The organism is Aestuarium zhoushanense, assembly GCF_056431045.1.
Genome location: NZ_JBWKMA010000022.1, coordinates 454056 through 466969, shown reverse-complemented (window position 1 = coordinate 466969; position 12914 = coordinate 454056). Strand labels below are relative to the sequence as shown.

Genomic DNA, 12914 nt, shown 5'->3' with positions numbered 1-12914 from the left:
CAGTATGGCGAATACGACAGGCAGCGACAGCAAAAACACCCTCTACTGCAGCTTCTGCGGTAAGAGTCAGCATGAGGTGCGCAAGCTGATCGCAGGACCGACCGTGTTCATTTGTGATGAATGCGTCGAACTTTGCATGGATATCATCCGCGAAGAGACAAAGTCGTCGGGCCTCAAAACCACCGAAGGCGTTCCGACACCGCGCGATATCTGCAAGGTTCTGGACGACTACGTGATCGGTCAGGAACACGCAAAGCGCGTGCTCTCTGTTGCGGTGCATAACCACTACAAACGCCTGCATCACTCTGGCAAAGCTGGCGAAATCGAACTGGCGAAATCGAACATCATGCTGATCGGTCCGACGGGTTGCGGTAAAACACTGCTTGCCCAGACGCTGGCCCGTATCCTTGATGTGCCGTTCACTATGGCGGACGCCACCACCCTGACCGAAGCGGGTTATGTGGGTGAGGACGTTGAGAACATTATCCTGAAACTGCTTCAGGCGTCGGAATACAACGTTGAGCGTGCACAGCGCGGCATCGTTTATATCGACGAGGTCGATAAGATCACCCGCAAGTCTGACAACCCGTCCATCACCCGTGACGTATCGGGCGAGGGCGTGCAGCAGGCTCTGCTGAAGATCATGGAAGGCACCGTTGCGTCAGTTCCGCCGCAGGGTGGCCGTAAGCATCCGCAACAGGAATTCCTGCAAGTCGACACCACGAACATTCTGTTCATCTGTGGTGGTGCCTTCGCGGGCCTTGATAAGATTATCGCGCAGCGCGGTAAGGGTTCTGGCATCGGCTTTGGTGCTGCTGTCAAAGAGAATGACGACCGTGGCGTTGGCGAGATCTTCAAAGAACTCGAACCCGAAGATCTGCTGAAATTTGGTCTGATCCCTGAATTCGTGGGCCGTCTGCCCGTGATCGCAACCCTCACCGATCTAGACGAGGACGCGCTGATCATCATCCTGACTCAACCAAAGAACGCTCTGGTCAAACAATACCAGAAGCTGTTCGAGATTGAGGGCGTTGACCTGACCTTTACCGATGATGCCCTGCGCGCCATCGCGAAAAAGGCCATCGATCGCAAGACAGGCGCACGTGGTCTTCGCTCCATCATGGAAGACATCCTGCTCGACACGATGTTCGACCTGCCGGGCATGGAAAACGTCACCGAAGTCGTCGTCAACGAAGAGGCTGTTGGCCCTGATTCCAAACCGCTGATGATCTTCGAAGAAGACGCAAAGAGCGAAAAAGCCAGCGCAAGCTAATGCAACGAATTCCTGAAATAGGGCCGTCCAAATTGGGCGGCCTTTTTCGTTGCTCACAATCCATATTGAAACGCCCTGCGTTTGGTTCTAACGCAACGGCAACGCCAATAAAGGATCATCCAAATGACGATGAAACGCATTTTCACGGGTAGCCCATTTGAGGAAAAAATCGGCTACTGCCGCGCTGTTGTGGCTGGTGGGTTTGTCCACGTTGCTGGCACCGTTGGGCAGGGCGATGATGTGGTTGAACAGTGCAAGGCCGCGCTGACCACCATTTCGAACGCTCTCAAAGAAGCTGGCAGCGACCTGAGCAAGACCGTTCGCGTGACCTACTACCTCCCCGACGCGGCAGAGTTCGAACCCTGCTGGCCGACCCTGCGCGAGGTATTCGGCGCAAACCCACCCGCAGCGACCATGGTCGAATGCAACCTGATCGACCCGAAATACCGGATCGAGATCGAAGTGACTGCACTCGCAGGCTAAAATCCCCTTTGCGGCGCGGCGGGCACTGGACCTTTGGTGCCCGTTGCGACATAACCCAAGTGTCGATTTAAGGGAGCGGTCCATGGGCCTTCCGAACATCATCAAACGCCTGCTGACTTGGTGGGACGGACAAACCATTGGCACCCAACTGTTTACTTGGCGCAAAGGCGTCAAAGTTGGCGAAGATTCGCAGGGCAACATTTTCTACAAGACCCGTGATGATTCCCGCCGTTGGGTGATCTTCAATGGAGAGATCGAAGCCTCGCGCATCGATCCTGACTGGCACGGCTGGCTGCACCGCACATTCGACACCCCGCCGAGCGAGGTTCCGTTGAACCACAAGCCGTGGGAAAAGCCGCATCAGGAAAACCTGACAGGCACCGCGATGGCCTATGCTCCGGCTGGTTCGATCCGCCGCGCACAGCCAGCAGAGCGTGCCGATTACGAGGCATGGCAGCCCGAATAAGGAGCTCGCCTCATGGCTAATCACACCACAGAAACACTTGTCGGCGCCGCGGTTCTTGCCGTGGCGGTCGGCTTTTTGGGCTATGCGTCCAAGTTCACTGATTTCGCGTCGGGTGGATCGGATTACGCGCTGAACGCCAGCTTCCGTTCGATTGAAGGCGTCAGCGTTGGCACCGACGTGCGCATGGTCGGCGTGAAAGTTGGCACCGTCAGCGATATCAAACTCGATACCGAATTGTTCCGCGCCACGACCGTTCTGTCGATGCGTGACGGCGTGCCTGTTCCAAATGACAGCACTGCTGTGATCGCGTCCGAGGGTCTGCTTGGCGGTAACTTCGTTGAGATTCTGCCAGGTGCGTCGTTCGACAACTACCAACCGGGTGAAGAAATCCTCGACACCCAAGGCTCAGTCAGTCTGATGAACCTCTTGCTGAAGTTCGTCTCGGGCTCTGGCGATAGCGGAAGCACGAACTGATGCGCGCGCTGGCCTTTGCCTTCGCGCTCTGTGCAGCGCCCGTTGCGGCCCAAGAAGTCAGCGTTGCACCGAAAGGCGAATTGCGCGTCTTGGACAAAATCACAGGCGTGGTGAGCGATCTGGTTCTGGCCTCTGGCGAGGCGACAACCTTGGGCCACCTCACGGTAACATTGGGCGAATGCCGCTATCCCACCGACAACCCGTCGGGCGATGCCTATGCCGAAGTGACCGTGATGTATCGCGACAACGCGACGCCCGCGTTTTCGGGCTGGATGATCGCCTCGGCCCCCGCGCTTAACGCGATGGACCACCCGCGTTACGACGTCTGGGTGCTGCGCTGTATCACTGAATAAGCTGGCTCTATCGGGGCCTCTGCATTGAACCGTGCGGGCTCTGCCAGAGCCGCTTTCAACCGTTTCCGGTATTCACCACGTGGGATTTCGATCCCGCCCAAGGAAGCCAAATGCGGCGTCAGGAATTGCGTGTCGAACAGGGTGAACCCGTCGAGCCGTAGTCTATCAATCAGCCATGCCAGCGCGATCTTGGACGCATCGGTGCGACGCGAAAACATGCTCTCCCCGAAATAGGCGCCACCCAAGGCCACGCCGTAGCTGCCGCCGATGAGGGTATCGCCCTCCCAGACCTCGACCGAATGGGCAAAGCCAGCCTTATAGAGCGCGGTGTAGAGCGCAAAGATGGTATCGCTGATCCATGTCTCATCACGGTCAGCGCAGCCCTCTACGACCTGCTCGAACGCTGTGTCAAAGCTGACCCTGAACCCGCCCCGCCGCATCCGTTTGGCGAGGCTGCGCGAGATGTGGAACCCACCGATCGGGATGATGCCACGAAATCGCGGATCGACCCAGAACACCTCTGGATCATCACGAGACTCTGACATGGGGAACACGCCCGACGCATAGGCGTTGAGCAAGAGTTCAGGTGTCAGGGCAGGTGTTTCGTCACGCATGATCCGCACCATAGGCACAGATGCGGCATAGAAAAAGGGCGCGCTGTGGTAGCGCGCCCTTTTAAATCAGGTGTTGGCTTCGAGCCATTTTTCCAGCCAGTGGATGTTGTAGTTCCCTGACTGCACATCCGGTTCCGCAAGGAGTGCGTGGAACAGTGGGATGGTGGTATCGACGCCATCAACGATCAGTTCGCCCAAGGCACGGTTCAGACGGGCCAAGGCTTCGGGACGGTCGCGACCATGCACGATCAGTTTGCCGATCAAGCTGTCGTAATAGGGCGGGATCGAATAGCCGTCATAAAGTGCGGAATCCATCCGAACGCCCAGACCACCTGGTGCGTGATATTGTGTGATCTTACCGGGGCAGGGGCTAAAGTTCGGAAGCTTTTCAGCGTTGATCCGAACCTCAATCGCGTGGCCGTTGATCTTGAGGTCGTCTTGGGTGAACGACAGGCCTTGCTTTGCAGCAACGCGGATCTGCTCACGCACGAGGTCGACGCCGAAGATCCCTTCGGTCACGGGGTGCTCCACCTGAAGGCGGGTGTTCATTTCGATGAAATAGAACTCTCCGTCCTCATAGAGGAACTCGATCGTGCCAGCGCCCGAATAGCCCATTTTGCCGATCGCCTCAGCACAGATGCCACCGATACGGGCGCGCTCTTCTGCGGTGATGCAAGGGCCAGGAGCCTCTTCAAAGACCTTCTGGTGACGACGCTGGAGCGAACAATCACGCTCACCAAGGTGAACGCCACCGCCCATACCGTCGCCAAAGACCTGCACCTCAATGTGGCGCGGCTTCTGGAGGTATTTCTCCATGTAGACTTCGGCGTTGCCAAATGCGGCTTTCGCTTCAGAACGTGCGGTCGAGAAGGCGGTTTCCAGCTCTTTCTCGTCCTTTGCCACTTTCATCCCGCGGCCACCGCCACCAGCGGTCGCTTTGATGATGACAGGGTAGCCCATGTCAGCCGCCGCTTTTTTCGCAGCAGCAATGTCAGGCACGCCACCCGCAGAGCCCGGAACAACTGGGATGCCCAGCTTTTCAGCGGTTTCTTTTGCGGTGATCTTATCGCCCATCATGCGGATGTGTTCCGCCGACGGACCGATAAAGGTCAGGCCGTGATCTTCGACGATCTGAACAAAGGCCGCGTTTTCCGAGAGGAAGCCATAGCCTGGGTGGATCGCCTGAGCGCCCGAGATTTCACAAGCGGAGATGATCGCGGGAAAGTTCAGGTAGGATGCGGTGGAAGAGGGCGGTCCAATACAGATCGCCTCGTCTGCCATACGGACGTGCATCGCATCGGCGTCAGCGGTCGAGTGGACCGCAACCGATTTGATACCCATCTCGCGGCAGGCGCGCACGACCCGAAGGGCAATCTCGCCACGGTTCGCAATGAGGATTTTATCGAACATGGGGCGCAGCCTTATTCGATAATAACGAGCGGAGCACCGAAATCGACCGGCGAACCGTCAGCAACAATGATCGTCTTGATCTTGCCGGATTTTGGCGACGGGATCTGGTTCATTGTTTTCATCGCTTCGATGATCAGAAGTGTGTCGCCTTCGTTCACGGTCTGACCGACGGTGACGAAGGGTGCAGCACCAGGTTCAGCAGCGAGGTAAGCGGTACCAACCATCGGCGAGGTCACAGTGCCCGGGTGCGATGCAGGATCGTCATTGGCGGCAGCAACAGGCGCAGCAGCGGCGGGTGCAGCAGCAGGTGCTGCGGCAGCAGCAGGCGCAGCAGGCATTGCCATCGTCTGAACGATTTGCTGCTGACGGCTTACCCGAACGTTCAGGCTGTCGTTGTCGCCATATTCGCGGACGACTTCCAATTCGGTGAGGTCATTTTCGCGGAGGAGTTCTGCCAATGCGCGGATAAAATCCACATCGCCGTCGTGGCTGCGTTCTTTGCTCATCTTTTCTCGGCCCTTGCCATTACGTTGCGTCCGCCCTGAAAAAGTGCGGTTGGTTCTGGCTTATACGCCAATGAATAGAGGCTGGAAAGCGTTAGGCGTAGCCTTTCGGGGGTAATAAACGGCAAACAGGCCCAACCATCGGGTCGGGCCTGCAAGAAAATGTCGCAACCTTTGAGGTTTGCGCAATAACGTATCAGATCGCCAGATACTTAGACCGCAAGGCCTCGTCTTCGAGGACCTCTTGGGCCGATCCATCAAACACCACCGTGCCCGTATCGAGGATCACCGCGCGATCCGCCAATTTCAGAGCGGCGACGGCGTTCTGTTCAACGATGATCGTGGTGATGCCTTGGTCACGGATGATTTTGAGCGTCTTTGCGATCTCTTGGACGATCACAGGGGCGAGGCCCTCATAGGGTTCATCAAGAAGCAGAACTTTGATGTCACGGGCCAAGGCGCGCGCAATCGCGAGCATCTGCTGTTCACCGCCCGAAAGGGTGATGCCCTCTTGGGTGCGGCGCTCTTTGAGGCGCGGGAACAGTTCGTAGATGCGTTCCAGCGACCAGCCGATTGGCGGTGCGATCTGTGCGAGCTTCAGGTTCTCTTCGACCGTCAGACCGGGGATGATGCAACGATCTTCGGGAACGAGGCCGATGCCCGCAGCAGCAGCCTGATGCGATTTCATCAGGTGCAGCGGCTGGTGGTCGAGCCAGATTTCACCGTGTTTCAGCGCAGGATCGTCCATGCGTGCAATGGCCCGCAGGGTGGATGTTTTGCCCGCACCGTTACGGCCCAAGAGCGCGAGGATTTCGCCCTCGTGGATGTCAAAGCTGACGCCTTGCACGATATAGCTTTCGCCGTAGTAGGCCTGAATGTCCCATACGCTGAGGTATTTGGCATGGGTGGCGGCGTTGTTGACGTTTTTGTCGAACGGTTTGTTCATGATCAGCCCCCTTAGACCTGTGCTTCGCCCAAGTACGCTTCACGCACTTTGGGGTGGCCTTTGATGTTTTCCGGCGTTTCTTCGATCAGGGGCGTGCCCTGAGCGAGAACCGTGATCCGTTCCGCAAGCGAGAACACAACGTGCATGTCATGTTCGATGATCGCCATGGTGATGTCGCGCTTCGCCTTGATCTCTTTCAGAAGATCGATGGTGTTGTTGGTATCAGCACGCGCCATCCCTGCGGTCGGTTCGTCGAGCAGCAAGAGCTTCGGGTTCTGCACCAGACACATCGCCATTTCTAAACGACGTTTGTCACCGCGCGATAGGCTACCCGCATGCATGTTGCGTTTGTCTTGCATGTTCACATCCAAGAGCATCTGCTCTGCCATCTCGACGATGTCCTTCTCGGACTCGACGGTTTCGATGGCATGCATACGGAACGCCCCGTCACGCTTTGCAAAGCAGGGGATCATCACGTTTTCGATCACCGACAGGTCGCTAAAGATTTCCGGTGTTTGGAACACGCGGGAAATGCCCATCTGGTTGATCTCGTGCGGTTTGCGGCCCAGCACCGACTGGCCGTCAAACATGACCGAACCAGAGTCGGGGATCAGTTTGCCAACCAGACAGTTGAGCAGGGTCGATTTACCAGCGCCGTTCGGACCGATGATGGCGTGAACCGTGTTTTCCTTAACGGACAGGTTCACATCACCCAGTGCCTGCAACCCGCCGAAGCGTTTGTTGACGCCTTTGACTTCAAGAATACCCATTGGTTTCTCTCCTTATTCGGCAGGCTGGTTAGAGGAATCTTCGTCTTTGCCGCGGTTTTTCCACCAAGAGGCAATCCGCTGGCCACCCTCAACGAGGCCGCCCGGCAAGAAGATAACGATCAGCATGAACAGCACGCCCAAGGTCAGGTGCCAGCCTTCACCCACAAAGCGGGCAAAGAACCAAACGACGACCGACTCGAGGCTGTCAGGCAAGAAGCTGAACCAGCTGTGCAGGATGGTTTCGTTGATCTTTGAGAAGATGTTTTCGCAGTATTTGATGAAACCAGCGCCCAGCACAGGACCCATCAGGGTGCCCGCACCGCCGAGGATGGTCATCAGAACCACCTCGCCCGACGCAGTCCACTGCATACGCTCTGCACCAGCAAGCGGGTCCATCGCAGCCAGCAACGCGCCAGCCAGACCAGCATAGATGCCAGAGATCACGAAAGCTGCCAGCGTGTAGGGACGCGAGTTCAGGCCCGTGTAGTTCATACGCTGCTGGTTCGATTTGACCGCACGCAGCATCATGCCGAACGGCGAACGGAAAATCCGCAGCGACATGTAGAAGCCAAGGATCGCAATGACCGCGCAGACGTAGAAGCCCACGTTGAAGTCAAAGCTCCATGCGCCGATGTCCAGCGTGTAGGTGCTGTTCATCTTCATGCCGAACAGACCTGGCACAGGCAGAGAGCTCGTATCCGCCGCACCGTCGAGGATACGCGGGTCGTTCAGGTTCAGCTGAAGGCCCGTTTCGCCGTTAGTGATCGGTGTCAGAACCGAATAGGCCAGTCGGTAGCTCATCTCTGCAAACGCAAGCGTCAGGATCGAGAAGTAGATGCCCGAGCGACGCAAGCTAATGTAACCAATAGCTAGAGCGAAGAGGCCCGATACGATCATCGCGAGGATGATTGCAGGCAGGATGTTCATCGACAGGAGTTTGAACATCCAAACCGCAGAGTAGGATCCCACGCCCAGAAACGCTGCGTGACCGAACGACAGGTAGCCCGTCAGACCGAACAGGATGTTAAATCCGATTGCCATCAGGCCGTAGATCGCAAAGCGCTGCATCAGCGCAGGATAGCCTGCGTTGAACTGCGCCATCGCGCTATCCGTGGGGAAAGGGTTCAAAAGGAACGGCGTCAGCAAGGTCAGCGCGACCACGATCAGCAGGAATTTGGTGTCTTTTTGGTTCAAGCCGAACATGGATTAGTCCTCCATCACGCCCTTGCGACCCATGAGGCCACGTGGACGGGTAAGTAGAATGACGATGGCGACGAGGTAGATGATGATCTGGTCGATGCCGGGGATGATCGCTTTGACTTCGTTGAGCGATGCAAAGGACTGCAGAATGCCCAAGAGGAAGCCCGCAGCCACAGCGCCCGGAAGCGAACCCATGCCACCTACAACCACCACAACAAAGGACAGCACGAGGAAGTCCATACCCATGTGGTAGTTCGGCGACAGGATCGGCGTATACATCACGCCCGCCAGACCCGCGACGCCAGCAGCGAGGCCGAACATCAGGGTAAAGCGTTTGTCGATGTCGATCCCCAGAAGGCCCACCGTTTCACGGTCAGCCATACCTGCGCGAACAACCATCCCGAAGGTGGTGAACTGAAGGAAGGCAAAGACGCCGCCGATGATCACAGCCGAGAAGAAGAAGTAAACCAAACGCCATACAGGATAGAAGATATCCATGCCCAGCATCGCACCGATGTTCACGGTGCCCGAGTAGTCGGACGGTGCCATCATCTGGATCGGGTTCGCGCCAAAGAAATACTTCACGATCTCTTGCAGCACGATCGCCAGACCAAAGGTCACAAGGATCTGGTCCGCATGAGGGCGTTTGTAGAAGTGTTTGATCAGTCCGCGCTCCATCGCCCAACCGACAAAGAGCATCACGGGGATGGTCAGTAGGATGGCCAGCGGCACGGAATAGTTGATCATCGCAGACCCGATGGATTCACCGAACCATGCCTCGACGTAGGGGGTCTTAACCTCGAGAGGTTTGCCCAAGAAGTCGGTCTTGGTCGGATCGAGCGAGACTTTCGAAATTTCGAAAACCTTGCGCAAGGTCACAGCGCAGAAGGCGCCGATCATGAACAGCGCACCGTGCGCAAAGTTCACAACACCCAATGTGCCGAAGATGAGAGTAAGGCCCAACGCGATCAGCGCGTAGGCCGAGCCTTTTTCAAGGCCATTGAAAAACTGCAGGATAATAGCGTCCATTGTCCCCGCCCTGTCTTGGGAGTGGCTAAACCCCCGTGCGTTGACGGGGGCGAACCGGCCGCGCATTGTGCGCGACCGGCCTATGTGAGTGGTGATTAAGCGCCCGGGTTACACTGACCGAGGTCGCCACCGGCGAACATCGGGTGATCCGGTGCGTATTCGACCTGAGCACGCGGGGTCGTTTCAACGATTTCCAGCGTGTCGTATTCGTTGGTCGGGTTCTCTGCGCCTTTCATAACCAGAACGTCTTTGAAGCACTGGTGGTCTGCACCGCGGTACAGAACCGGACCGTTGCCCATGCCGTCGAATTCGAAATCTTCGAGAGCTTCGACAACGCCACATGGGTTGAAGGTACCTGCGCGGGTTACAGCATCTGCATAGAGCATGGTCTGAACATACGAGGTGTGTGCAGCGTTTGACGGCGGACGGCCATATTTTTCGCCGAACGATTTTACGAAGGCCTGGGTGCCAGCGTCTTGCAGCTGCCAGTTCCAGTTCATTGAACCGTATACGCCTTGGATGTTCGAACCAGCACCAGCCGCCATCAGTTCCGAATAAAGCGGAACAACGATTTCGAACTGCTTGCCGTTCACCATCTTATCACGAAGACCGAACTGAACTGCTTGCGACAGCGAGTTCACCATGTCCCCGCCGTAGTGGTTCAGGATCAGAACATCTGCGCCCGAGTTCAGAACTGGTGCGATGTAGGACGAGAAGTCGCCTGCGCCAACTGGCGTGCGAACCTTCTCAACGGTCTGCCAGCCGAGAGCTTCGGTGGATGCCGCGATCGACTCTTCTTGTGTCCAGCCCCAAGTGTAGTCAGCGGTCAGGTGATACGCGCGACGTTCGGTGCCATAGACGTTGCCCAGAACCGGAGCCAGAGCAGCACCCGACATGTAGGCGTTAAAGAAGTGACGGAAACCGTTCGCCTTGCGGTCTTTACCGGTTGTGTCGTTCGAGTGGGTCAGAGCGGCCATGAAGATCACGCCAGCTTCTTGACACAAACCCTGAACAGCAACAGCCACGCCCGAGGACGAACCGCCAGTGATCATCACAGCGCCGTCTTTCTGGATCATCGACTGTGCGGATGCACGTGCAACGTCAGATTTGGTCTGGGTGTCACCAGTGACGAAGGTCACTTTCTTACCCAAGATGCCAGCGCCATCGAGTGCTTTGGACGAGAAGGTGTTCAGCATACCGCCGTCGCCTTCGCCGTTCAGGTGCTCAACAGCGAGCTGGAATGCGCGCAGTTCGTCGAGACCTTCCTCAGAGTAGGGGCCAGTTTGCGGAACGTTGAAACCAAACACGACTTCGCTGCCTGTTGGGGCATTGGTAAAGCCGCTGTGGCTTTCAGCGCGTAGGTAAGTCGGCAGAAGCAGGCCAGAGCCGGCGATAGCGCCAGACTTCAGCACGCCACGACGCGAGAATTTATTGGACATTATTATCCTCCCTATTGTGAAAATCCGCGCCGGGCTCCTCCTTCCCGATGCGAAAAGCATTTTTACATGCAAGGTCATTATCAAGGGAGTTTCGAAAATCGGGCAACAAGTCACTTGGATATAATGATTTTTTTGTAAAGAAAATCACAATGCCATGGTATACGTTGTAAAATCGTTTTCTCGCAGGTGCGGAAACAGACTGAAAACGTTGAAGGAATCACGATGGTGCAGCGCCAGTTAACAGGGTCCAGAATTCGCGAACGGCGTGTCGACCTTGGTATACGACAAACTGATCTGGCAAATGCGGTCGGAATATCGGCCTCCTACCTGAATTTGATCGAACACAACCGTCGCAGAATCGCAGGAAAACTGCTCAACGACCTCGCGCGGGCGATGCAAGTGGACCCATCTGCGCTGACCGAAGGGGCGGAAACGGCGCTCTTGGATCAGTTGCGCGCTTCTGCTGCGCGGGATCGGGCGGCTGGGGCAGAGGTGTCGCGGACAGAGGATTTCGCGGGCCGTTTCATCGGTTGGGCCTCGCTCGTTGTGCGTCAGGATAAGCGGATCGATGAACTAGAGGCGCGGGTCAAAGTGTTGACCGACCGACTGGCCCACGACCCTCAGCTGGCGACATCCTTGCACGAGGTGATTTCGTCGGTGACCTCGATCCGATCTGCGGCGTCGATCCTTGTCAGTGATGACGATATTGACCGCGATTGGGAACGTCGGTTCCACCGTAATATATATGAGGACAGTCAGCGTTTGGCCGAAGCCTCGCGGGCGCTTGTGTCCTACCTCGATGCGCCGAGCGAAGAGGGCACCGCGTCGCTGTCCCCTCAAGAAGAATTAGAAACCTACCTCGATGCGCAGGGGTTCCACTTGCCGTATCTTGAGGGCGATGGCGCGCCCCAACGTGCGCCGATGCTACGGTCCAAGGCGGCTTCGGCCCTGTTAGCGGATTATCGGACGCGCTACCTCGCCGATGCTGAAACAATGCCGCTGAAGGAGTTCTCGGCGGCAGCGATTGAGGTGGGTCATGATCCCGCGCTGTTGGCGGGTCGTTTTGGCGTGCCTTTGGCGGCGGCAATGCGACGGCTCGCGACTTTGCCGTCCGAAAGCGGCCATCCCGCCTTTGGCCTCGTGATCTGCGATGCGGCGGGGGCGATTACATTGCAGCGTCAGGTTTCTGGTTTCGGGTTGCCCCGTGCGGCGGCGGCCTGTCCGCTCTGGCCGCTGTTCCGCGCTTTTAGTCAACCGATGCAGCCCATTCGCCGTGATGTGCAGTTGCCGGTTGAGGGCGGCGGGCGGTTCCGTTGCTATGCGATTGCGTCCCCCGCAGGTGCCGCGAGCTTTGACGCGCCCGCAACGATGGAGGCCGTCATGCTGGTGCGGTCGGTGACACCCTCGGGCGGTCCTGCCGATCCTGTCGGCACATCCTGCCGAATTTGTCCCCGCAGTGGTTGCCGCGCCCGCCGCGAACCGTCGATCTTGAACGAGGATGCGGTTTAACAATCACAGCTTTGACAGTGGCGCCTAATACGGTGATAGTCAGGCGGAAACCGACGTCTTGGGAGGGGCTGAGGAATGGCAAAACGGGTTTTGGTCATCGAAGATGAACCGAACATCATTGAGGCGATCAGCTTTATCCTGTCGCGAGACGGGTGGACCGTGCATACCCATTCCGATGGTGAAACCGCAAACGAACGGATTACTGCGACGCCGCCCGATCTGATCATTTTGGACGTTATGCTGCCTGGCAAAAGCGGCTTTGATATTCTGCGCGACCTGCGCGAGTCCCCCGAAACCACAGACCTACCTGTTCTGATGCTGACCGCGCGGGGCCAAACCCGAGACCGCGAGATGGCTGAACGGCTCGGTGTGACGCAATTCATGACCAAACCGTTTTCGAACGCTGAAGTTCTGGAAAGCGTGCGCGCCTTGGTGCGTGACTAAG

General features: G+C 57.2%; 15 protein-coding genes. 7 read left to right on the top strand and 8 right to left on the bottom strand.

The window, feature by feature from the left end:
• Nucleotides 1-4 precede the first annotated feature (4 nt).
• The 5 genes from clpX to AC07ED_RS09735 all read left to right on the top strand — a co-directional run bounded on the left by clpX (nt 5) and on the right by AC07ED_RS09735 (nt 3049).
• Nucleotides 5-1273 (top strand): ATP-dependent Clp protease ATP-binding subunit ClpX, encoded by a 1269-nt coding sequence (clpX, locus tag AC07ED_RS09755; protein ID WP_105235615.1) that lies wholly within the window; start codon nt 5-7, stop codon nt 1271-1273.
• Between the two features lie 123 nt (nt 1274-1396).
• Nucleotides 1397-1756, top strand: a complete 360-nt coding sequence (locus AC07ED_RS09750) for a RidA family protein (protein WP_067548242.1) — start codon at nt 1397-1399, stop codon at nt 1754-1756.
• Nucleotides 1757-1838: 82 nt separating this feature from the next.
• Entirely contained in the window at nt 1839-2222 is a 384-nt protein-coding gene (locus AC07ED_RS09745) for an NADH:ubiquinone oxidoreductase subunit NDUFA12 (RefSeq protein WP_478242138.1), read from the top strand.
• Nucleotides 2223-2234: 12 nt separating this feature from the next.
• The gene (mlaD, locus tag AC07ED_RS09740) at nt 2235-2696 is read left to right on the top strand and encodes an outer membrane lipid asymmetry maintenance protein MlaD (protein WP_105235613.1); all 462 of its coding nucleotides are present in this window, start codon (nt 2235-2237) and stop codon (nt 2694-2696) included.
• The gene (locus tag AC07ED_RS09735; RefSeq protein WP_105235612.1) at nt 2696-3049 is read left to right on the top strand and encodes a DUF2155 domain-containing protein; all 354 of its coding nucleotides are present in this window, start codon (nt 2696-2698) and stop codon (nt 3047-3049) included. The genes mlaD and AC07ED_RS09735 overlap by 1 nt, the downstream gene beginning before the upstream one ends.
• Here AC07ED_RS09735 and aat read toward each other — a convergent pair.
• From aat to AC07ED_RS09695, 8 genes are all read right to left on the bottom strand, one after another.
• Nucleotides 3013-3663, bottom strand: coding sequence for a leucyl/phenylalanyl-tRNA--protein transferase (gene aat / locus AC07ED_RS09730; protein ID WP_105235611.1), 651 nt, complete (start codon nt 3661-3663; stop codon nt 3013-3015). The two genes, AC07ED_RS09735 and aat, sit on opposite strands and share 37 nt — an antisense overlap.
• A gap of 66 nt (nt 3664-3729) precedes the next feature.
• Nucleotides 3730-5073 (bottom strand): acetyl-CoA carboxylase biotin carboxylase subunit, encoded by a 1344-nt coding sequence (gene accC, locus AC07ED_RS09725; protein ID WP_105235610.1) that lies wholly within the window; start codon nt 5071-5073, stop codon nt 3730-3732.
• A gap of 11 nt (nt 5074-5084) precedes the next feature.
• Entirely contained in the window at nt 5085-5579 is a 495-nt protein-coding gene (accB, locus tag AC07ED_RS09720; RefSeq protein ID WP_067548223.1) for an acetyl-CoA carboxylase biotin carboxyl carrier protein, read from the bottom strand.
• Nucleotides 5580-5772: 193 nt separating this feature from the next.
• Nucleotides 5773-6522 (bottom strand): ABC transporter ATP-binding protein, encoded by a 750-nt coding sequence (locus tag AC07ED_RS09715; RefSeq protein ID WP_067548220.1) that lies wholly within the window; start codon nt 6520-6522, stop codon nt 5773-5775.
• Between the two features lie 11 nt (nt 6523-6533).
• On the bottom strand, nt 6534-7292 hold the full coding sequence (locus AC07ED_RS09710) for an ABC transporter ATP-binding protein (protein WP_105235609.1): 759 nt from the start codon (nt 7290-7292) through the stop codon (nt 6534-6536).
• Nucleotides 7293-7304: 12 nt separating this feature from the next.
• Entirely contained in the window at nt 7305-8495 is a 1191-nt protein-coding gene (locus AC07ED_RS09705; protein WP_105235608.1) for a branched-chain amino acid ABC transporter permease, read from the bottom strand.
• Nucleotides 8496-8498: 3 nt separating this feature from the next.
• Nucleotides 8499-9521 (bottom strand): branched-chain amino acid ABC transporter permease, encoded by a 1023-nt coding sequence (locus tag AC07ED_RS09700; protein ID WP_105235607.1) that lies wholly within the window; start codon nt 9519-9521, stop codon nt 8499-8501.
• A gap of 95 nt (nt 9522-9616) precedes the next feature.
• Entirely contained in the window at nt 9617-10960 is a 1344-nt protein-coding gene (locus AC07ED_RS09695) for a substrate-binding protein (protein WP_105235606.1), read from the bottom strand.
• 186 nt (nt 10961-11146) lie between these two features.
• On the opposite strand from AC07ED_RS09695, the gene AC07ED_RS09690 reads away from it, so the two are divergent.
• Both AC07ED_RS09690 and AC07ED_RS09685 read left to right on the top strand, forming a co-directional pair.
• Nucleotides 11147-12469, top strand: coding sequence for a short-chain fatty acyl-CoA regulator family protein (locus AC07ED_RS09690; protein ID WP_478242135.1), 1323 nt, complete (start codon nt 11147-11149; stop codon nt 12467-12469).
• 75 nt (nt 12470-12544) lie between these two features.
• Nucleotides 12545-12913 carry a response regulator transcription factor gene (locus AC07ED_RS09685; RefSeq protein WP_067548200.1) on the top strand — a complete coding sequence of 123 codons (369 nt, stop codon included), beginning with the start codon at nt 12545-12547 and terminating at the stop codon, nt 12911-12913.
• Nucleotide 12914: the final 1 nt, after the last annotated feature.

Excerpts from the sequence above, each read along its gene's own strand:
- AC07ED_RS09710 (WP_105235609.1), bottom strand. The coding sequence starts at position 7,292 with ATGGGTATTCTTGAAGTCAAAGGCGTCAACAAACGCTTCGGCGGGTTG.
- AC07ED_RS09735 (WP_105235612.1), top strand. The coding sequence starts at position 2,696 with ATGCGCGCGCTGGCCTTTGCCTTCGCGCTCTGTGCAGCGCCCGTTGCG.
- AC07ED_RS09745 (WP_478242138.1), top strand. The coding sequence starts at position 1,839 with ATGGGCCTTCCGAACATCATCAAACGCCTGCTGACTTGGTGGGACGGA.
- AC07ED_RS09750 (WP_067548242.1), top strand. The coding sequence starts at position 1,397 with ATGACGATGAAACGCATTTTCACGGGTAGCCCATTTGAGGAAAAAATC.
- AC07ED_RS09685 (WP_067548200.1), top strand. The coding sequence starts at position 12,545 with ATGGCAAAACGGGTTTTGGTCATCGAAGATGAACCGAACATCATTGAG.
- mlaD (WP_105235613.1), top strand. The coding sequence starts at position 2,235 with ATGGCTAATCACACCACAGAAACACTTGTCGGCGCCGCGGTTCTTGCC.
- AC07ED_RS09695 (WP_105235606.1), bottom strand. The coding sequence starts at position 10,960 with ATGTCCAATAAATTCTCGCGTCGTGGCGTGCTGAAGTCTGGCGCTATC.
- clpX (WP_105235615.1), top strand. The coding sequence starts at position 5 with ATGGCGAATACGACAGGCAGCGACAGCAAAAACACCCTCTACTGCAGC.
- aat (WP_105235611.1), bottom strand. The coding sequence starts at position 3,663 with ATGCGTGACGAAACACCTGCCCTGACACCTGAACTCTTGCTCAACGCC.
- AC07ED_RS09705 (WP_105235608.1), bottom strand. The coding sequence starts at position 8,495 with ATGTTCGGCTTGAACCAAAAAGACACCAAATTCCTGCTGATCGTGGTC.
- AC07ED_RS09715 (WP_067548220.1), bottom strand. The coding sequence starts at position 6,522 with ATGAACAAACCGTTCGACAAAAACGTCAACAACGCCGCCACCCATGCC.
- AC07ED_RS09700 (WP_105235607.1), bottom strand. The coding sequence starts at position 9,521 with ATGGACGCTATTATCCTGCAGTTTTTCAATGGCCTTGAAAAAGGCTCG.
- accC (WP_105235610.1), bottom strand. The coding sequence starts at position 5,073 with ATGTTCGATAAAATCCTCATTGCGAACCGTGGCGAGATTGCCCTTCGG.
- accB (WP_067548223.1), bottom strand. The coding sequence starts at position 5,579 with ATGAGCAAAGAACGCAGCCACGACGGCGATGTGGATTTTATCCGCGCA.